Consider the following 18023-nt stretch of genomic DNA (forward strand, 5'->3'; position numbering starts at 1 on the left):
CGGGGCGGCAGGAGACGGCGCGGCCTCGGGAAAAGCCTCAGCCGAGGACGGCCAGGGCGTCGATCTCGATGAGGAGGCCCTTGGGCAGGCCGACGTACACCGTGGTGCGGGCGGACGCGGGCGCCTTGAGGCCCTGCTCGTCGAAGTACTGGTTGTAGATCTCGTTCATCTCCGCGAAGTGGTCGACGTCCGTGAGGTAGACGCGCATCATCATCACGTCGTCCCAGGTGGCGCCGCCCTCTTCGAGGATGGCCTTGACGTTGGCGAAGGTCTGCAGGGTCTGCTCGCGCAGGGTGGGGCCCGCCGGGGTGGGCGCCTTGCCCTCCTCGGCGGGGAGGAAGCCGACCTGTCCGGCGACCTGGAGGATGTTGCCCTTCTTCACGCCGTGCGAGAACTTCGCGGGCGGGGCGGTGTGCGTGGAGGGAGTGATCGCGGTCTTCTGGATGTTCTCGCTCATGAACTTGCTTCCTTGATAGGGGCCTTGCCGGAGTACTCCCGGCTGATCGCCTCCGCCGTGCGGCGGACCAGGGGGAGCAGGGTGAGGAGTTCCTCCGCGGTGACGACGACGTTCGGCGCGGACACCGACATGGCGGCGACGACGCGGCCGTCCGCGCCCCGGATGGGCGCGCCGACGCAGTTGATGGACTCCTCGTGACCACCGAGGTCGGTGGCCCAGCCCTGTTCGCGCACCTGCGCCAGCTCCTTGAGGAAGGCGGCGGCGTTGGGCGTCGAACGGGACGTGTACGTGGGGTAGTCGAGCTTCTCGGCGAGCACGCGGCGCTCGCCCTCGGGGAAGTCGGCGAGCAGGAGCTTGGCGACCGCGGCGACGGTGATGGCGACGGACTTGCCGATGCGCGAGTACATCCGTACCGGGTAGCGGCTCTCGACCTTGTCGATGTAGACGACCTCGCCCTCCTCGTACACCGCGAGGTGGACCGTGTGGCCGCACTTCTCGTTGAGGGCGAGGAGGTGGGGGTGGGCGATCTCGCGGACGTCGAGGTGTTCGACGGCCTCCTGGGCGAGCGCGAAGAGCCGCGCGCCCAGGCGGTAGCGCTGGTCGGACTGGCGGAAGACCAGGCCGTGTTCGTGCAGGGTGCGCAGCAGGCGCAGGGCGGTGGACTTGTGCACTCCGAGGCGGTCGGCGACCTGCCCCAGATCAGCGGGGCCCTCGGCGAGCAGGGGCAGGATCGTCAGGGCTCGGTCGACGGTCTGGCTCATGGCGTTGGTACCTCCTCGTTGGCCCCGGGGCGGCGCGGCTCTGCCGTCCAGCCGGGGCCAAGGCGCAGTGTCTCCCAGGCGGCGGGGTCCAGGGCGGCGAGCGCGTCGGCGTGCTCGCGCGCCGGGGGCGTGGCCAGGTCGCCCGGCACGGTGAGGGCGGCGGCGGCCATCAGGTGGCCGTGCCGCAGCCGCTGCTCGGCACCGAGGCCGCGCAGCGTTCCTGACAGGTACCCGGCCGCGAAGGCGTCACCGGCGCCGACCGGGGCGACGACGTCGACGCGCAGGGCCGGGACGAAGGTGGCGGTGTCGCGCCCGGTGTCGGGGTCGGTGACGAAGGCGGTGGCGCCCTCGGACCCCTGCTTGACGACGAGTTGGGCGGGTTCGGGAAGTGCGGCGCGGATGGCCGCGGGGCCGCCGGTGACCTGCCAGGCGGCCGCGGCCTCGTCGACGCCGACGAAGACGAGGTCGGCGCCGCGCGCCAGGTCGAGCAGGACGGCGGGGCCGCGGCCGCCCTCGGGCCACAGGCCGGGGCGGTGGTTGACGTCGAAGGAGACGAGCGAGCGGCGGCGGCGTCCGGCCGCGCGGGCGCACAGGGCGCGCACGAGCTCCAGGCAGTCGGGGGACAGGGCGGCGGTGATCCCCGACAGGTGCAGGACGCGTCCGCACCACAGCGCGTCGGCGGCCAGCGTCCGGGGCGACATCGCCGAGGCGGCGGAACCCGCCCGGTAGTAGACGACCTCGTGGGCGTCGGTGTCGCGGTCGTCGGCGGTGCGGAAGTAGATGCCGGTGGGCCGGCGCGGGTCGCGCCCGACCGCGGAGGTGTCCACTCCGTACGCCCCGATGGCCTCGACGAGGTGGTCGCCGAAGCCGTCGGACCCGACCCGGCTGACCCATCGGGCGCGGTGCCCGGCGGCGGCGAGGGCGCAGGCCACGTTGGACTCGGCCCCGCCGATGCCCCGTTCGAACGCGGGCACGTCGGCGAGCCGCCCCGGCCGCGTGGGCAGGAAGGTGACCATGGACTCCCCGAGCGTGACGACGTCGACGTCGACGCCGACGCCGTCGTCCGCGGCACCGCCGTCCGCGCCGCCCTGCGCGCCGTCCGCGCCGCCGTGCGCGCCCTCGGCGACGCCGGGCGGGGCACCGGGCGCGGTCACGCCCTCGGGCACCTCGCCGGTCGCGGCCTCGGTCGCGTCTCGGTCTGCTCCGGTCACGCTCGTGTCAGCCCTTCATTCGTCGTTCGCCGCACGCTCGACGGCCGGGTGGGGGCACCGGATTCAGCCGGTCCGCAAGGCCCGTGAGCCGGGCCGAACCCCGGTGCGAGGACCGGGCCCGGATCCGTTGACCCGGCGTTGGCTCGGATGTTAGACAGCAGTAAGCGACATACGCAATGAACGTTGCAGTATATGCAACGCATCTCCGAGGAGGCGCCCATGGCTGCCGACACGCCCACTGGCACACCCTCCGGCGCGCCCGCCGAACGCGCCGCGACCGCCCTCGCCCGGCTGGCCGAGGAACGGGTCGACCACCGCTTCAAGGGGCTGCCGCCGGACGCCGCGGGCCTCACCGTCGGCGAGCTCGCCGCCCAGCGCCGCAACCTGTTCACGGACGGCTTCACCACCCCCGTCCTCGCCCTCTCCGCCGAGCGCCTCGAGCACAACCTCGCGCTCATGGAGGAGTACGCGACCCGCCACCAGCTCGCCTTCGCGCCGCACGGCAAGACCTCCATGGCGCCGCAGCTCTTCCAGCGCCAGCTGGACCACGGCGCCTGGGGCATCACGCTCGCCGTGCCCCACCAGGTGCGCGTGGCCCGGGAGTTCGGCATCCAGCGGATCTTCCTGGCCAACGAGCTGGTGGACGCCGCCGCCCTGCGCTGGATCGCCCAGGAGCTGGCGCACGACCCCGACTTCCGCTTCGTCGCCTACGTGGACTCCGTACGCGGCGTCGAGCTGATGGACGCCGCGCTGCGCGACGCCGGGGCCGGGCGCCCCCTCGACGTGGTCGTCGAGCTCGCCGCGGGCGAGGGCGCGCGCACCGGCGCCCGCACCGAGGCCGACTGCGCGACCGTCGCCGACGCCGTGGCGGCCACCGCGACGCTGCGGCTCGTGGGCGTCTCCGGGTACGAGGGCGAGGTCCCCGACCCCACGCCGGAGCGGGTCCGCGCCTATCTGCGGCGGCTCGTCTCGCTCGCCGCCGACTTCGACGCGGCCGGGCGGTTCAAGGCGGGCGGGCTCGACGAGATCGTGGTCAGCGCGGGCGGCTCCGCCTGGTTCGACGCCGTCGCCGACGTCTTCGCCGACGTCCCCCGGCTCTCCCTGCCCGTCCTGAAGCTGCTGCGCTCCGGCGCCTACGTCTCGCACGACGACGGCCACTACCGCCACCTCACGCCCTTCAACCGCGTGCCCGACGAGGGGGCCCTGCACCCCGCCTTCCGGCTGTGGTCCCAGGTCGTGTCGCGGCCCTCGCCGGAGCAGGCCTTCATCAACGCGGGCAAGCGGGACGCGGCGTACGACCTCGACCTGCCCGAGGCGCAGGCCGTCCGCCGGGGCGGGGCGGAGCGGCCCGCGACCGGGGTCGAGGTGCACGCCCTCTCCGACCAGCACGGGTGGGTGCGGACCTCCGCCGAGGCCGACCTGGAGGTCGGCGACTGGCTCGGGCTCGGCCTCTCGCACCCCTGTACGTCCTTCGACAAGTGGCAGCTCATCCCCGTCGTCGAGGCGGACGGGACGGTCACGGACTACATCCGCACGTACTTCTAGCCCGCGGTGGGACGCCCCAGACCCGCCCCTTCCCGAACCGGGGGCTGCCGCCCCCGCACCCCCGCTGCACGGCAGGGTTTCAGCCCCTCCGGCGTTTGAGGAGCGGGGGTCTGGGGGCGGAGCCCCCAGGAAGCGGGAAGGGGCGGGTCAGGGGCGCCCCGCGAGGGACCACCCACCCCCACCAGAGAGGCACCCCATGGACCTGGTCATCCGCGGAGCGCGCGTCGTCGACGGCTCCGGCGACGCCGCGTACACGGCCGACGTAGGGATAGCGGACGGACGGATCACGGAGATCCACCGGGAGGGGGAGGCCGGCCCCCGCCCCACGGGCGCCCGGCTCCTGGACGCCGAGGGCCTCGCCCTGGCCCCCGGCTTCATCGACATGCACGCGCACAGCGACCTCGCCCTGCTCCGCGACCCGGACCACAGCGCGAAGGCCGCCCAGGGCGTCACCCTGGAGGTCATCGGCCAGGACGGCCTGTCGTACGCTCCGGTGGACGACCGCACCCTCGCAGAGGTCCGCCAGGCGATCACCGGCTGGAACGGCGACGGCGGCGACATCGACTTCGACTGGCGCTCGGTCGGCGAGTACCTGGACCGCCTGGACCGCGCGCACGGCGGCCGCGGCATCCCGGTCAACGCCGCGTACCTCATCCCGCAGGGCACCGTCCGGATGTACGCGATGGGCTGGGAGGACCGCGAGGCCACCCCGGCGGACCTGGAGCGGATGAAGGAGCTGGTCGCCCAGGGCATGGAGCAGGGCGCCGTCGGCATGTCGTCCGGCCTGACCTACACCCCCGGCATGTACGCCAAGGACGCCGAACTCACCGAGCTGTGCCGCGTCGTGGCCTCGTACGGCGGCTACTACTGCCCCCACCACCGCAGTTACGGCGCGGGCGCCCTGGAGGCGTACCGCGAGATGGTGGAGCTGACCCGGACCGCCGACTGCCCGCTGCACCTGGCGCACGCCACCATGAACTTCGGCGTGAACAAGGGCAAGGCCCCGGACCTGCTCGCCCTCCTCGACGAGGCGCTCGACGACGGCGCCGACATCACGCTCGACACGTACCCCTACACCCCGGGCTGTACGACGCTCGTCGCGATGCTGCCGAGCTGGGCGAGCGAGGGCGGGCCCGAGGCGATCCTGGCCCGGCTCAAGGACGACGCGACCGCCGAGCGCATCCGGCACCACATGGAGGTCATCGGCGCCGACGGCTGCCACGGCGTGCCGATCGAGTGGGACACCATCGAGATCTCCGGCGTCTCCGACCCCGGGCTCGCGTCCTGCGTCGGCAAGACCATCCAGCGCGCCGCCGACATGCGCGGCGAGGAGCCGTGGGTCACCGCCCGGCGGCTGCTGATCAACGACCGCCTCGGCTCGACGATCCTCCAGCACGTGGGGCACGAGGAGAACGTCCGGGCGATCATGCGGCACCCCGTGCACACCGGCGGCAGCGACGGCATCCTCCAGGGCTTCAAGCCGCACCCGCGCGCGTACGGGACGTTCCCGCAGTACCTCGGCAAGTACGTACGGGAGTTGGGGGTGCTGTCCCTGGAGGAGTGCGTCGCGCACCTCACCTCGCGCGCCGCCGCCCGGCTTCGCCTTCCCGACCGCGGGCACGTGCGCGCGGGCTACCGTGCCGACCTCGTGCTCTTCGACCCCGACACGGTCGCGGCGGGGTCGACGTTCGACGCGCCGCGCACGCCGCCCGTGGGCCTGCCGCACGTCCTGATCGACGGGAAGTTCGTGATCGAGGACGGGCGGCGCACGGACGTCATCGCGGGACGCGCCGTGCGCCGCACCGCCTAGCTCCGGCGGCGCTCAGGCCCGGGTCAGCGGCGCGCGGCCGCCGCGGGCTTGGGCAGGGTGCAGCCCGGCCGGTTCAGGTCGATCTTGTTGCCCGCGCCGACGCAGGGGACGATGGTGTACGTCTGCTGGCCGTAGTTGATGCCCTGGCGGACGGTGACCTTGCCGCTCTCGTCGACCTCGCAGGGGTTGTTGTCGGTGCAGCGCTGGCCGTCCTCGTTGCCGGTGTTGTTGACGGCCACGACCTTCCCGGTCTGGTCGTCGATCACCGGCGATCCCGAGGTGCCGCCGATGGTCTGGCACGCGGAGGTGTAGCGGACCGAGTCCTTCCAGGTCCACTGCCCCTCCTTCAGGCGGTAGACGAACCCGTCGATGTTGCACTTGTACATCCGCTTCCAGTAGCCGGACGCGACCGTGATGGCCCGGCCCGCCTGCGGGTGCGCGGAGTCGAGTTCGAGGGCCTTGATGCCGTAGCGGCTCTCTATGTCGCGGTAGGTGCTGGTCAGCTCGTACAGCGAGACGTCCGTGTCCGTCATCGTGCCGTACGCGATCTTGCTGGCGCGCACGGTGCCCGCGTTGCCGCCGCTGGCGTTCAGGAGCGTGAAGCTGCGGCTGGAGGCGCGGTTGACGATGACCTGGCCGGGACCGGGGAAGCCGGTCTCCAGACAGTGGCCGTTGGACATCACCAGGGCGCGGTCGGTGGGCTGCGAGCTGGGCACGCGCACGACAGAGCCGGAGCAGTTGCTGAGCGCCACGGTGCCCGCGAAGGTCACGGCCTTGGTCTTGACCTTGGCCTTCGTCTCCGCGACGGGCTGCGTCCGTACCACCTGCTTGTCGGCCGTCGGCGCGTCATTGCTGACGGCGGCCGCGGGCAGTGCCGTCGCGCCGAGGAGCAGCGCGGTGAAGACGGCACCGACGAGAGGCTTGTTCATGTGGGGGTCCCCTCTGCATGACTACGTGACCGGAGGACCAACCGACCCCCCAGTTTTGTCATGCGCATTCTTGAGCCACCCAGCCCCCGGGAACAAGGGTGCGCCCCGAAGGGGCGCGGGGAACTGCGCGAGGACGGACCACGGCCCGCACCCGAGAGAACACCGCCCCCACCCGAGCCATCACCGTCCAGGGCGCCCCCGCCAGAGATAGGCTCGGGGGCATGCAGGTGATCCAGTCGACCAAGCTCGCCAACGTCTGTTACGAGATCCGGGGCCCCGTGCTCGAGGAGGCGATGCGGCTCGAAGCAGCAGGTCACCGCATCCTCAAGCTCAACACCGGCAACCCCGCCGCCTTCGGCTTCGAGTGCCCGCCGGAGATCCTGGAGGACATCCTCCGCAACGTCGGCGACGCCCACGGGTACGGCGACGCCAAGGGCCTGCTCGCCGCCCGCCGCGCCGTGGTGATGCACAACCAGACCCTCGGCATCGAGACCGACGTCGAGCACGTCTTCATCGGCAACGGCGTCTCCGAACTGATCGTGATGGCCATGCAGGGCCTGCTCGACGACGGCGACGAGGTCCTGGTCCCGGCGCCCGACTACCCGCTGTGGACGGCCGCGGTCTCCCTCTCCGGCGGCACCGCCGTGCACTACCGCTGCGACGAGCAGGCGGACTGGATGCCCGACCTCGCCGACGTCGAGCGCAAGGTCACCGACCGCACCAAGGCGATCGTGATCATCAACCCGAACAACCCGACCGGCGCGGTCTACGACGAGGCCGTCCTGCGCGGCCTGACCGACATCGCCCGCCGCCACAACCTCCTCGTCTGCTCGGACGAGATCTACGACAAGATCCTCTACGACGGCGCCCGGCACACCCCGACCGCGGCCCTCGCCCCCGACCTCCTCACGCTCACGTTCAACGGCATGTCGAAGGCGTACCGGGTGGCCGGGTACCGCGTCGGCTGGATGTCCGTATCGGGCCCGAAGGCGCACGCCTCCTCGTACATCGAGGGCCTGACGATCCTCGCGAACATGCGCCTGTGCGCGAACATGCCGGGGCAGCACGGCGTGGTCGCCGCCCTCAGCGGGCGGCAGACCATCAACGACCTCGTCCTGCCGGGCGGCCGCCTGCTCGAACAGCGGGACACAGCGTACGACCTGCTCACCCAGATCCCCGGCGTGACCTGCGTGAAGCCGAAGGGGTCCCTCTACCTCTTCCCGCGCCTCGACCCGAAGGTCTTCAAGGTCAAGGACGACCGGCAGATGGTGCTCGACCTGCTGCGCGCCGAGAAGATCATGGTCGTCCACGGCACCGGCTTCAACTGGCCCGAGCCCGACCACTTCCGCATCGTCACGCTGCCCACGGCGACGGACCTGGCGGAAGCGGTGACCCGGATCGGGGCGTTCCTGGACGGCTACAGCCAGCCGTGACGCCGCGCGGGCGGGGCAGCGCGGAGGGCCCGCCTCAAGCTCCACCTCAAGATCCGGCTCAACTTTAGACAGGATCTAACTTAAGAGCTACGATGGGTGCTCGACAGCTTGGAGACCCATCTCATGTACGAGCCGATCCGCACCAAGTCGGTCCACACGATGGCCGACCCGGGCGACTTCCCGCACCGCAGCCGCGAGGAGGAGCTGGACATCCAGCTCGCCGGGCACCTGGCCGCGCTGCTCGCCGTCACCGACGAGCTGCGCGCCCTCGCCCCCGACCCCGCTCTCGACGCCGCCGCCGAGCGCCTCGCGGCCCAGGTCGCCCGCCTGCGCGGGGGCCTGCCGCCGGTCCGCTCGGCGGTCGCCGCCGCCATCCACGAACCCCATCTGTACGCCCTGCACCAGCGCGCCCACGCCCTCGCGGGCCGCGCCCTGGTCGTCGCCGCGTCCCGCGCCGACACGGGGGCGGCGATCCTGGCCGCCCAACGCATGGAAGCCCACGCCCAAGCCACGGCACTGGTCGGAGCCTGACTCCTCCCCCGCCACGCCGGGCCCCGGCCCCACCCACCCGCAAGCCGCTGGGGCAGGAACGGGTGGGCGGGTGGGAAGGGAAGGCGTCAGCCCAGTCGCGCGACCAGCGCCCGGTACTCGTCCCACAGCTCCTTCGGCGTACGGTCACCGAAGGTGTCGAGGTGGTCGGGCACGAGCGCCGCCTCCTCACGCCAGACCTCCTTGTCCACCGTGAGGAGGAACTCCAGGTCGCCCGCGGGCAGTTCGAGCCCGTCCGTGTCGAGGGACTCGGGCGTCGGCAGCACCCCGATGGGGGTCTCGACGCCCTCGGCGGTGCCCTCCAGACGGCCCACGATCCACTTCAGGACGCGGCTGTTCTCGCCGAAGCCGGGCCACACGAACTTGCCCGCGTCGTTCTTGCGGAACCAGTTCACGTAGTAGATCTTCGGCAGCTTGGACTGGTCCTTGTCCTTGGCCACGTCGACCCAGTGGGCCATGTAGTCGCCCATGTTGTACCCGCAGAAGGGCAGCATGGCGAACGGGTCGCGGCGCAGCTCGCCGACCTTGCCCTCGGCGGCGGCCGTCTTCTCGGAGGCCACGTTGGCGCCGAGGAAGACGCCGTGGTTCCAGGTGAAGGACTCGGTGACCAGCGGGACCGCGGAGGCGCGGCGCCCGCCGAAGAGGATCGCCGAGATCGGCACGCCCTTGGGGTCCTCCCACTCGGGCGCGATGATCGGGCACTGCGCGGCGGGCGTGGTGAAGCGGGCGTTCGGGTGGGCCGCCGGGGTGCCGGACTCCGGCGTCCAGGAGTTGCCCTTCCAGTCCGTCAGATGCGCCGGGGTCTCCTCGGTCATCCCCTCCCACCACACGTCGCCGTCGTCGGTCAGCGCGACGTTCGTGAAGACGCTGTTGCCCCACAGCGTCTTCATGGCGTTGGCGTTGGTGTGCTCGCCGGTGCCGGGCGCGACACCGAAGAAGCCCGCCTCGGGGTTGATCGCGTACAGCCGCCCGTCCTCGCCGAACCGCATCCAGGCGATGTCGTCGCCGATGGTCTCGACGGTCCAGCCGGAGACCGTGGGCTCCAGCATGGCGAGGTTGGTCTTGCCGCAGGCCGACGGGAAGGCCGCGGCCACGTACTTCGGCTCCCCCTGCGGCGGGGTGAGCTTCAGGATCAGCATGTGCTCGGCGAGCCAGCCCTCGTCGCGGGCCATGACGGAGGCGATGCGCAGGGCGTAGCACTTCTTGCCGAGCAGGGCGTTGCCGCCGTAGCCCGAACCGTAGGACCAGATCTCGCGCGACTCCGGGAAGTGCGAGATGTACTTCGTGGAGTTGCACGGCCAGGGGACGTCCGCCGATGGGGCCTCCCCTGCTCGAGCGGAGCCGAGAGCTTGGGGAACGGGCTCCAGCGGGGCGCCGAGGGTGTGCACGGCCTTCACGAAGAAGCCGTCGGACCCGAGCTCGTCCAGGACCGGCTGGCCCATGCGGGTCATCGTGCGCATGGACACGGCGACGTACGCCGAGTCGGTGATCTCGACGCCGATCGCGGACAGCGGCGAGCCGAGCGGGCCCATGCAGAAGGGCACGACGTACAGGGTCCGGCCGCGCATGGAGCCGCGGAAGATCCCCTTCTCCCCCGCGAAGACGTCCCGCATCTCCGCCGGGTCCTTCCAGTGGTTCGTCGGCCCCGCGTCCGCCTCCTTCTCGGAGCAGATGTAGGTGCGGTCCTCGACGCGCGCCACGTCCGAGGGGTCGGAGGCCGCGTAGTACGAGTTCGGCCGCTTGATCGGGTCCAGCTTCTTGAAGGTGCCCTTGGCCACGAGCTCCTCGCACAGGCGCTCGTACTCGGCCTCGGAACCGTCGCACCAGACCACGCTGTCCGGCTGGGTCAGTTCGGCGATCTCGTTCACCCAGGAGATGAGCCCCTGGTGGTCGGTGGGGAGGGTACCCGCGGACTGCGAGGACTGCGAAGAAGGGGGAGCCGCGATATCGCGCGCCACGATTGCTCCTATACGAGGGGTTTTAGGTTGGGGCCCCGTGGGGGCTGCGACCCGGACGCTTCACTGCATTTCGATCTTCTGGCGCTCATCCGGTGCCGACCGCACTCATTTGATCATCCGTCCCGCTCGCGCATCTGTCCAGAGGGCTTCACACGTGAGCGGAGTGAGCATGGCCACTTGTAGGATGGGATTTCACCGCTTTGATACGTAACTTACGGTTCCGTAGGTACGATGCGGCGCATGACCGCTCCCGTCCCCGACGCGATCACTAGCTCTGCCGCAGGTGGCTCCGGTTCCGCCGTTCCCGCAGGCGAGGTCGCCGCCGCAGTCGTCGAGCCCGTCGCCGCGGCCGTGCGCCCGGTGAAGCCCAAGCTGCGCGGCTGGCTGCACCTCGGCATGTTCCCGGCGGTGCTGGTGTCCGGCCTCTTCCTGACCGCGCTCGCCGACTCCACCCGCGGCCGCGTCGCCTGCGGGATCTACGTCCTGACGGCGTGTCTCCTGTTCGGCGTCAGCGCGCTGTACCACCGGGGCGACTGGTCACCCCGGATGGACCGCGTCCTGCGCCGCCTCGACCACGCCAACATCTTCCTGATCATCGCGGGCACGTACACCCCGCTGACCATGCTCCTGCTGCCCGGCGCCAAGGGGCAGTGGCTGCTCTGGGGCATCTGGGCGGCGGCCGCCGCGGGCATCGTGTTCCGCGTCTTCTGGGTGGGCGCCCCGCGCTGGCTGTACACACCCTGCTATCTGGCGATGGGCTGGGCCGCCGTCTTCTTCCTGCCCGACTTCATGCGCGCGGGCGGCATCGCCGTCCTCGTCCTGGTCATCGTCGGCGGCCTGCTCTACAGCGCGGGCGGCGTGGTCTACGGCTTCAAGCGCCCCGACCCGTCCCCGCGCTGGTTCGGCTTCCACGAGGTCTTCCACTCCTTCACCCTCGCCGCCTTCGCCGTCCACTACGTGGGCATCTCCTTGGTGGCCTACCAACACGCCTGACGCCCCCTCGGGGCGCTCGCCCCCCCCCTGCAGCCCCCCTCAAACGCAAAAACCGGGGTTCGAAAGGCCGCCGCCTTTCGAACCCCGGTTGCGCGTTACGGGCTAGTTGCCCCAGGTGCCCTGGTTCACGGCGCAGTTCCAGCCGTTGCCGCGGACCTGGAACTTCACCTTGTAGCTGTTCTTGTTCAGCAGCCGGGTGCGGACCTGGACGCCCAGCTTGGCCTTGCCGCTGAACGACTTGTCGAGGACGGTGATGGTCCGCGACGTCTTGTGGGTGATCTTGCCGCCCTTGGCGGTCGCCCGGCCGAAGCGGATGTTCTTGACGTTCGTGACCGTGAACTTCACGTTCGTGAACTTCTTGTTGCTCTTGTTCTTGATGCCGAAGTACAGGCCGTTGCCCGTCACCCAGCCGCCCTGGCCGATGTAGAAGCGGGACGTGTAGACGATGTCGATCGGGCAGCCGGAGCTGGTCGCCTTGGCGAACGGCGCGGCGCTGCTCGGCTTGTCGGCGGACGCGGAGCGCTGGGTGGCGTCACCCGCCGCGGAGGCGGTCCCGGCGAGGCCGAGCTGGGCGGCGGTGATGAGCCCGGCCGTGCCCAGGGCTGCGGCGGTCGTACGCGTCATGCGGTTCACTGCGGTGAGTACCTCTCCCCCGGTGCCCCAAGTGCTGGGGCCAACTGACAGAACGATGCCAAACATTCACAGCGGTTTCTTACGCCACTGCGACGCCCGTATTGGTATCACGCCGATGGTCACACAAGGAGCACAAGGTGGCCGCTCGGCCCCGGCCGTGACAGAAGCAGGACAATTGCCAGGCATCCCCGGGCGGCACTTCACCGTCCGGGCCGCGCGGGACCGCCCGGAGCCGCGCGGCGGTTCAGCGCAGCGCGCCGAGGGCCGCCGCCAGTTCGGCCGGGTCCGTCGTCGGCCGGTCGCACACGAAGTCCCGGCACACGTACGCCGTCTCCCGGTCCGCCACCGGGACGCGGTCCGCGAGCAGCGGCAGTTCCCCGTCCGCGGGGCCGACGGCCACCGCGGCGCCGGGCGCCGTGCCGAGCAGCGCGACCCGGTGCATCGGGCCGTCCACCGCCCCCACCACGGCGACCTCGCGCGGCCCGTCGAGCGCGGCCTCGGCGACGGCGAGCCCGTGCCCGATGAACCGCGGCGCGCGCGGCGCGAGGGCCTTGACCACGCCGAGGGCCCGCTCGGCGGCGCGCCGGTGCGGTGCGGCCCCGGTGTGCGCGGCGTAGCTGAGCAGCGCCCCGGCGGCGGCGGTCCAGCCGGAGGGCGCCGCGTTGTCGGTGGGGTCCTGGGGCCGCCGGATGAGGCGCTCGGCGTCGGCGGCCGTGTCGTACAGGGCGCCCGTCTCCTCGTCGGTGAACTGCACCAGGACGTGGTCCAGGAGCAGGCCCGCGAAGTCCAGCCAGACCCCCTCGCCGGTCACCGAAGCGAGCGCGAGGAAGCCCTCGGCGACGTCGGCGTAGTCCTCCAGGACACCGGCGTTGGCACCGACGCGGCCGTCCTTGGAGGTGCGGGCGAGCCGGGCCCGGTCGTCCATGTGGAGGCGGACGAGCAGATCGCCCGCGCCGACCGCGGCCGCCACCAGGTCGGGCCGGTCGAAGTAGGCGCCGGTCTCGGCGAGCGCGGCGACGGCCAGGCCGTTCCAGGCGGCGACCACCTTGTCGTCCCTGCCCGGGGCGGGGCGCAGGGCGCGGGCCGCGAGGAGGCGCTCGCGCACGGAGGCCACTCGCTCGGCGTCGGCGACGGCCCCGTCGCCCTGCGGCAGTTGGAGGACGGAGGCGCCCTCCTCGAAGGTGCCCTCCTCGGTGACGCCGAAGTACGCGGCGGCCAGCTCGGCGTCCGCGTCGCCGAGGACCTCGCGCAGCTGCTCGGGGGTCCAGACGTAGTACGCGCCCTCCACCGAGCGGCCGGTGGCGTCGGCGCTGTCGGCGTCCAGCGCGGAGGCGAAGCCGCCCTCGTTCGTGCGCAGCTCGCGGACCATGAAGTCGGCCGTCTCCAGGGCGACCCTGCGGGCCAGTTCGGATCCGGTGGCGCGCCACAGGTGGGCGTAGGCGCGGCACAGCAGCGCGTTGTCGTACAGCATCTTCTCGAAGTGCGGCACGACCCACTCGCGGTCCACCGAGTAGCGGGCGAAGCCGCCGCCGAGCTGGTCGTAGATGCCGCCGCGCGCCATGCGCTCGCAGGTGTCAGCGGCCATCTGGAGGGCGCCTTCCGCGCCGGTGCGGGCGTAGTGGCGCAGCAGGAACTCGATGACCATGGACGGCGGGAACTTGGGCGCGCCGCCGAAACCGCCGTGCCGGTCGTCGTAGTCGCGGGTCAGGCCGAGCAGGGCCTTGGCGAGGTCTGCCTCGCCGGGCCGCCGGTCGTCGCCGAGGGCCAGTTGACGCTCCGCCAGGTCCTTGACGATCTTCGCGGCGACCTCGGTGACCTCCGCGCGCCGGTCCTCCCACGCCCGCCGCACGCCGTCGAGGACCTGCGGGAAGGACGGCATGCCGTGGCGCGGCTCGGGCGGGAAGTACGTGCCGAAGTAGAAGGGCTCGGCGTCGGGCGTCAGGAAGACGGTCATGGGCCAGCCGCCCTGCCCGGTGGCGGCCTGCACGGCCTCCATGTAGACGGCGTCGACGTCGGGGCGCTCCTCGCGGTCCACCTTGACGTTCACGAAGTTCTCGTTCATCAGGGCGGCCGTCGCGCCGTTCTCGAAGGATTCGTGTGCCATGACGTGACACCAGTGACAGCTCGCGTACCCGACCGAAAGGAATACGGGGACGCCGCGTCGCCGCGCTTCCTCGAAGGCCTCCGGCGTCCAGGGCCACCAGTCGACCGGGTTGTCAGCGTGCTGGAGGAGGTAGGGGGAGGTCTCGTGGGCCAGTCGGTTCGGCATGGGCCCATCCTCGCGCACCCGGCGCCCGATGACGGGGTTCCCTCGGCGCGGCGCCCCTCTTCGGGGCGCTCCCTCGCGTCCGTCGCGCGTTCGCAGGACACTGACACGTACATGTAGAGGTGACGGGGTACGTGCACCCGTGCAGGGCGGGGCGCGTGACACGTGCCGCGCGACGGTACGCGGGCACGGGCACGCGCGACGGCGGTGTCACGTGCTCCTCTTTGAGGGGGACCACATGCGGGACAGCCACCGGGCCGAAGCCGAGCGCCTGTTGGCACGGGCGGTCGAGGAAGAGGTCCGGCGCACCGGCGGCCGCACCGACGGGAACGTGCTGCTCTCCCGGGCACGGGCCTCCCTCGACGCCATGGAGCAGACGGCGGCGGAGGAGTACGCGGCGTACACGCGGGCCCTGGACGAGTCGGCCGCCGGGCAGCTGACGTTCGGTCAGCGGTATGCGAAGGAGGCGGCCGGGACGCCCCTGCTCGTCGTGGCCGTCGCCGCGGTGGCCGCGTGCGTGGCCGACCTCGTGCTCGGCACCGGCGGCGGCACCGCGCTCGGCGCGGGCGGGGCCGTCGCGGTCGCCGGGTTCGCCGCGACCGTGGTGAAGGTGACGGCGTCCCACGTCCCGGCGGCGCAGCGGCACGCGGGCACGGTCCACCAGCCCGGCGGGCCCGAGCAGCTGAGGCTCCAGTGGCTGACGGCCCTGGAGGTGCGGGGCATCCGGCCGTTCCTCGACCAGCAGCGGGTGCTCACGGCGGCGACGGCGGGCGGGGTCGGCGGCGCCCGCTCGGGGCAGCAGAAGCGGGCGCCCCGGCTGCGCGGCGCCGACAAGAGCGCGGCCGCGCGGCGGCGCACCGTACTGGAGCAGTCGTTCACGCAACTCCCGCAGCCAGGTGGGGAGTTCGCGGGCAGACGGGCCGAGCTCGGGCAGATCGCGCAGTGGGTGCACGCGGCCCGGGCCAGCACCCGGACCAGGCCGACGGTGGTGGTCCTGCACGGCGCGCCGGGCGCGGGCCGGTCCGCGCTCGCGGTGCGGGCCGCGCACGACCTGAAGGACCAGTTCCGCGGGGCCTGCGTGGTGGACCTGCGCGGCGAGAGCCCGGACACGCCGCCGCTGTCCACGCGCGACGCGCTCCTGCACCTCCTCAACCGCCTGGGCGCCCCGCGCGAACAGCTCCTCTTCCGTGAGCGCTCGACGCAGGAGCAGCAGGTCAAGCGGCTCAGCGAGCTCTACCACCAGCACCTCACCGGCCTTGAGGTCGTCATCGTCCTGGACGACGCGAGCGACCCCGAGCAGGTGCGCACGCTGGTGCCGGAGCGCTCCGACAGCCTCGTCCTCGTCACCGCCCGCGGGCCCCTGGACCTGCCCGCCGACCTGCCCGCGCGGGTGCACGAGATCGCCGTGGAGGCGCTGGACGACGCCGGGGCCGAGCAGCTCATCCGGCAGGTGGCGCAGGACCTGCCGGAGCCGTACGACGCCCAGTCCCTCGACCGGCTTCGGGAGCTGTGCGCCGGGCTGCCGCTGGCGCTGCGCGTGGCGGGCTCCGCGCTCGGGCCGCGCACCCCCGAGGCGCTCGTCGCCGACCTCGCCGCGTACGGGCCCGTCGAGCCGGTCGAGCGCACCCTGTGGCTGCGCTACACCGACCAGCCCGAGGCCGCGCGCCGCCTCCTGCGCCGCCTCGCGCTCGCCGGGCGCGCCTCGCTCGGCACCGCGGCGGCGGCCGCGCTGCTCGGCGCCGACGAGCAGGAGGCGGCCCGGCAGCTCACCGCGCTGTCCCGCGCGGGCCTCCTCGACCAGGTGCGCGCCAGCCGCTACCGGCTGCACGACAGCGTCCGCTCCTTCGCCCAGGCCCGGCTCGCCGACGAGGAGGAGCCCGCCGAGCGCAGCGCCGCGCAGGAACGTCTCATCGTCAGCTACGGCGAGCTCGCCGACTCCGTGATCCGCCTCGTCGACGGCAAGACGTCCACGCGCGCCGACCAGTTCGGGCAGCACGGCTTCACCTCCCTGGACGCGGCCCTTCGCTGGCTCGACGACGAGTCGAGCTTCATCACCGCGGCCCTGCGGCACGCCGAAGGCGTCGAGCCCCGGGCCGTGCTCGGCCTGCTCGGCGCGCTGTGCGACTACTGCCTGCTGCGCGGCGACCTGTACCGCCTGGGCGAGATCAGCGAGCTCGCGCAGACGGTCGACCAGGGCCTGCTCGGCCGGAACGTGAAGTGGCGCACCGGCATAGCGGCCCGCCACCTGGGCGAGCTCGACCAGGCCAGGTCCACGCTCACCTCGGTCGTGGACCTGTACTTCGAGGCCCGCCAGGACGCGGGCGCGGCCCGCGCCCTCGGCTCCCTCGGCATCACCCTGCACCACCAGGGCAACCTCTCGGAGGCCGCCGCCCGGCTGCGCGAGGCCCTCGACCTCCAGGTCGCGGACGAGCTCGCGGGCGACCGCGGCTGGACCCTGCACGCGCTCGCCGCCGTGGAACGCGACCGCTCCCGGCTCTCCGAGGCGCAGGAGATGCTGCTCACGGCCCTCGACCTGCACCGCGACAGCGGGTCCGTGCACGGCGAGGCCTGGGCGCACTTCCAGCTCGGCCAGGTGTGCCTGCGCATGGGCGACGTACCGCGCGCGGAGAGCGAACTGCGCCGGGCGATCGAGCTGTACGGGCGCACGCGGGACGCGCGCGGCGAGGCCTGGGCGCTCACCCAGCTGGCCCGCGCCCGGCTCGTCGCGGGCGACCCCTCCCCCGCGGTCGACGGCCTGCGCCAGGCGGTCTCCCGGCACCGCGACAACGAGGACGCGCGCGGCGAGGCCTGGTCCCTGTACTACCTGGGCCAGGCCCTGGAGGAGACCGGCGTCCTCGACCAGGCGGTACGCGAGCTCGAGCGGGCCCGCACCATGTTCTCCCGCATGCGGGACGTCTACGGCCTGGCGTGCGCCCGGCACCACTCGGCCCGCGTCACCCGCGACCAGCGCGCCGCCCAGACCGGCTCGCTGCGCAACTCCGGCTTCGCCCGGCAGCTCCTGGTCGACGCCCGGGCCGACTTCCAGCGCATCGGCGTCGCCCACGGCGAGGGCTGGACGTGCCTCGAACTCGCCGTCATCGACGCGGGCAACGCCCGGACGCAGGCGGCCCTCGCCCTGTGCGACGACGCCATCTCCCTGTTCGCCTCCTACGGCGACCGGCGCGGCGAGGACTGGGCCCACTTCCTGCGCGCCACGCTCCTTCCGTACGCGTCCCCCGGCGGCTGGGACATCGGCGTCGCCGTCGCCCAGGAGGAACTGGCCCAGCTCACCCGCACCGCGCACCCCCTGCGGGACGCCAAGCTCGACGGCTACACGGAGGCGTACCAGCTGTTCCTGGAGCGCAAGGCGGAGCTGGAGACCGGCTGGCAGGGGTGGCGGCTCGGCATGACGCCCGACCGGCACGCCAGGGAGATCATGGGCGTTTCGGTGACGCACCCTCAGTGAGGGCGCGATAGT

13 protein-coding genes are annotated in these 18023 nt (G+C 72.6%); 6 read left to right on the plus strand and 7 right to left on the minus strand.

Translation table 11 applies throughout. The annotated features are described in order from the left end of the window. Nucleotides 1–37: 37 nt before the first annotated feature. From ACIG3E_RS01150 to ACIG3E_RS01160, 3 genes are read right to left on the minus strand one after another with little or no spacing between them, the layout of a single operon-like run. On the minus strand, nt 38–457 hold the full coding sequence (locus tag ACIG3E_RS01150; protein ID WP_138961538.1) for a RidA family protein: 420 nt from the start codon (nt 455–457) through the stop codon (nt 38–40). After that, the gene (locus ACIG3E_RS01155; RefSeq protein WP_399609745.1) at nt 454–1218 is read right to left on the minus strand and encodes an IclR family transcriptional regulator; all 765 of its coding nucleotides are present in this window, start codon (nt 1216–1218) and stop codon (nt 454–456) included. Before ACIG3E_RS01155 ends, ACIG3E_RS01150 begins: the two co-directional genes overlap by 4 nt. Further along, a complete protein-coding gene (locus ACIG3E_RS01160; RefSeq protein WP_399610726.1) occupies nt 1215–2372 on the minus strand; it encodes a sugar kinase in 1158 nt (385 codons plus the stop codon). Before ACIG3E_RS01160 ends, ACIG3E_RS01155 begins: the two co-directional genes overlap by 4 nt. Nucleotides 2373–2648: 276 nt before the next feature. Here ACIG3E_RS01160 and ACIG3E_RS01165 point away from each other — a divergent pair, with 276 nt between their 5' ends. Both ACIG3E_RS01165 and ACIG3E_RS01170 read left to right on the plus strand, forming a co-directional pair. Next, nucleotides 2649–3974, plus strand: a complete 1326-nt coding sequence (locus tag ACIG3E_RS01165) for an amino acid deaminase (protein ID WP_399609747.1) — start codon at nt 2649–2651, stop codon at nt 3972–3974. A 196-nt stretch (nt 3975–4170) separates the two neighbouring features. Beyond that, nucleotides 4171–5784 carry an amidohydrolase family protein gene (locus tag ACIG3E_RS01170; RefSeq protein ID WP_399609749.1) on the plus strand — a complete coding sequence of 538 codons (1614 nt, stop codon included), beginning with the start codon at nt 4171–4173 and terminating at the stop codon, nt 5782–5784. 23 nt (nt 5785–5807) lie between these two features. Here the strand turns inward: ACIG3E_RS01170 and ACIG3E_RS01175 are convergent, their stop codons facing one another. After that, on the minus strand, nt 5808–6713 hold the full coding sequence (locus ACIG3E_RS01175; protein WP_399609750.1) for a serine protease: 906 nt from the start codon (nt 6711–6713) through the stop codon (nt 5808–5810). A gap of 221 nt (nt 6714–6934) precedes the next feature. Here ACIG3E_RS01175 and ACIG3E_RS01180 point away from each other — a divergent pair, with 221 nt between their 5' ends. Together ACIG3E_RS01180 and ACIG3E_RS01185 are read left to right on the plus strand one after the other, a co-directional pair. Then, entirely contained in the window at nt 6935–8146 is a 1212-nt protein-coding gene (locus tag ACIG3E_RS01180; protein WP_399609753.1) for a pyridoxal phosphate-dependent aminotransferase, read from the plus strand. Between the two features lie 123 nt (nt 8147–8269). Beyond that, a complete protein-coding gene (locus ACIG3E_RS01185; protein WP_399610728.1) occupies nt 8270–8677 on the plus strand; it encodes a hypothetical protein in 408 nt (135 codons plus the stop codon). Nucleotides 8678–8763: 86 nt separating this feature from the next. Here the strand turns inward: ACIG3E_RS01185 and ACIG3E_RS01190 are convergent, their stop codons facing one another. After that, a complete protein-coding gene (locus ACIG3E_RS01190; protein ID WP_399609755.1) occupies nt 8764–10653 on the minus strand; it encodes a phosphoenolpyruvate carboxykinase (GTP) in 1890 nt (629 codons plus the stop codon). A 240-nt stretch (nt 10654–10893) separates the two neighbouring features. Between ACIG3E_RS01190 and ACIG3E_RS01195 the strand changes: the two genes are divergently transcribed. Further along, entirely contained in the window at nt 10894–11646 is a 753-nt protein-coding gene (locus tag ACIG3E_RS01195; RefSeq protein ID WP_399609757.1) for a hemolysin III family protein, read from the plus strand. A gap of 102 nt (nt 11647–11748) precedes the next feature. Here the strand turns inward: ACIG3E_RS01195 and ACIG3E_RS01200 are convergent, their stop codons facing one another. Together ACIG3E_RS01200 and ACIG3E_RS01205 are read right to left on the minus strand one after the other, a co-directional pair. Further along, the gene (locus ACIG3E_RS01200) at nt 11749–12270 is read right to left on the minus strand and encodes a hypothetical protein (protein ID WP_399609759.1); all 522 of its coding nucleotides are present in this window, start codon (nt 12268–12270) and stop codon (nt 11749–11751) included. Nucleotides 12271–12523: 253 nt separating this feature from the next. Then, nucleotides 12524–14548, minus strand: coding sequence for a thioredoxin domain-containing protein (locus ACIG3E_RS01205; protein WP_399609761.1), 2025 nt, complete (start codon nt 14546–14548; stop codon nt 12524–12526). 235 nt (nt 14549–14783) lie between these two features. Between ACIG3E_RS01205 and ACIG3E_RS01210 the strand changes: the two genes are divergently transcribed. Beyond that, nucleotides 14784–18011, plus strand: coding sequence for a tetratricopeptide repeat protein (locus ACIG3E_RS01210; RefSeq protein WP_399609762.1), 3228 nt, complete (start codon nt 14784–14786; stop codon nt 18009–18011). The last annotated feature ends 12 nt before the right edge of the window (nt 18012–18023 follow it).

Source organism: Streptomyces sp. NPDC053474, assembly GCF_044544845.1.
In the GTDB taxonomy this organism is placed as follows: Bacteria; Actinomycetota; Actinomycetes; order Streptomycetales; family Streptomycetaceae; genus Streptomyces.

Bases quoted from the DNA above. Each gene is read 5' to 3' on its own strand.
- ACIG3E_RS01150 (WP_138961538.1), bottom strand. From the start codon at position 457: ATGAGCGAGAACATCCAGAAGACCGCGATCACTCCCTCCACGCACACC.
- ACIG3E_RS01155 (WP_399609745.1), bottom strand. From the start codon at position 1,218: ATGAGCCAGACCGTCGACCGAGCCCTGACGATCCTGCCCCTGCTCGCC.
- ACIG3E_RS01165 (WP_399609747.1), top strand. From the start codon at position 2,649: ATGGCTGCCGACACGCCCACTGGCACACCCTCCGGCGCGCCCGCCGAA.
- ACIG3E_RS01170 (WP_399609749.1), top strand. From the start codon at position 4,171: ATGGACCTGGTCATCCGCGGAGCGCGCGTCGTCGACGGCTCCGGCGAC.
- ACIG3E_RS01175 (WP_399609750.1), bottom strand. From the start codon at position 6,713: ATGAACAAGCCTCTCGTCGGTGCCGTCTTCACCGCGCTGCTCCTCGGC.
- ACIG3E_RS01180 (WP_399609753.1), top strand. From the start codon at position 6,935: ATGCAGGTGATCCAGTCGACCAAGCTCGCCAACGTCTGTTACGAGATC.
- ACIG3E_RS01185 (WP_399610728.1), top strand. From the start codon at position 8,270: ATGTACGAGCCGATCCGCACCAAGTCGGTCCACACGATGGCCGACCCG.
- ACIG3E_RS01195 (WP_399609757.1), top strand. From the start codon at position 10,894: ATGACCGCTCCCGTCCCCGACGCGATCACTAGCTCTGCCGCAGGTGGC.
- ACIG3E_RS01200 (WP_399609759.1), bottom strand. From the start codon at position 12,270: ATGACGCGTACGACCGCCGCAGCCCTGGGCACGGCCGGGCTCATCACC.
- ACIG3E_RS01205 (WP_399609761.1), bottom strand. From the start codon at position 14,548: ATGCCGAACCGACTGGCCCACGAGACCTCCCCCTACCTCCTCCAGCAC.
- ACIG3E_RS01210 (WP_399609762.1), top strand. From the start codon at position 14,784: ATGCGGGACAGCCACCGGGCCGAAGCCGAGCGCCTGTTGGCACGGGCG.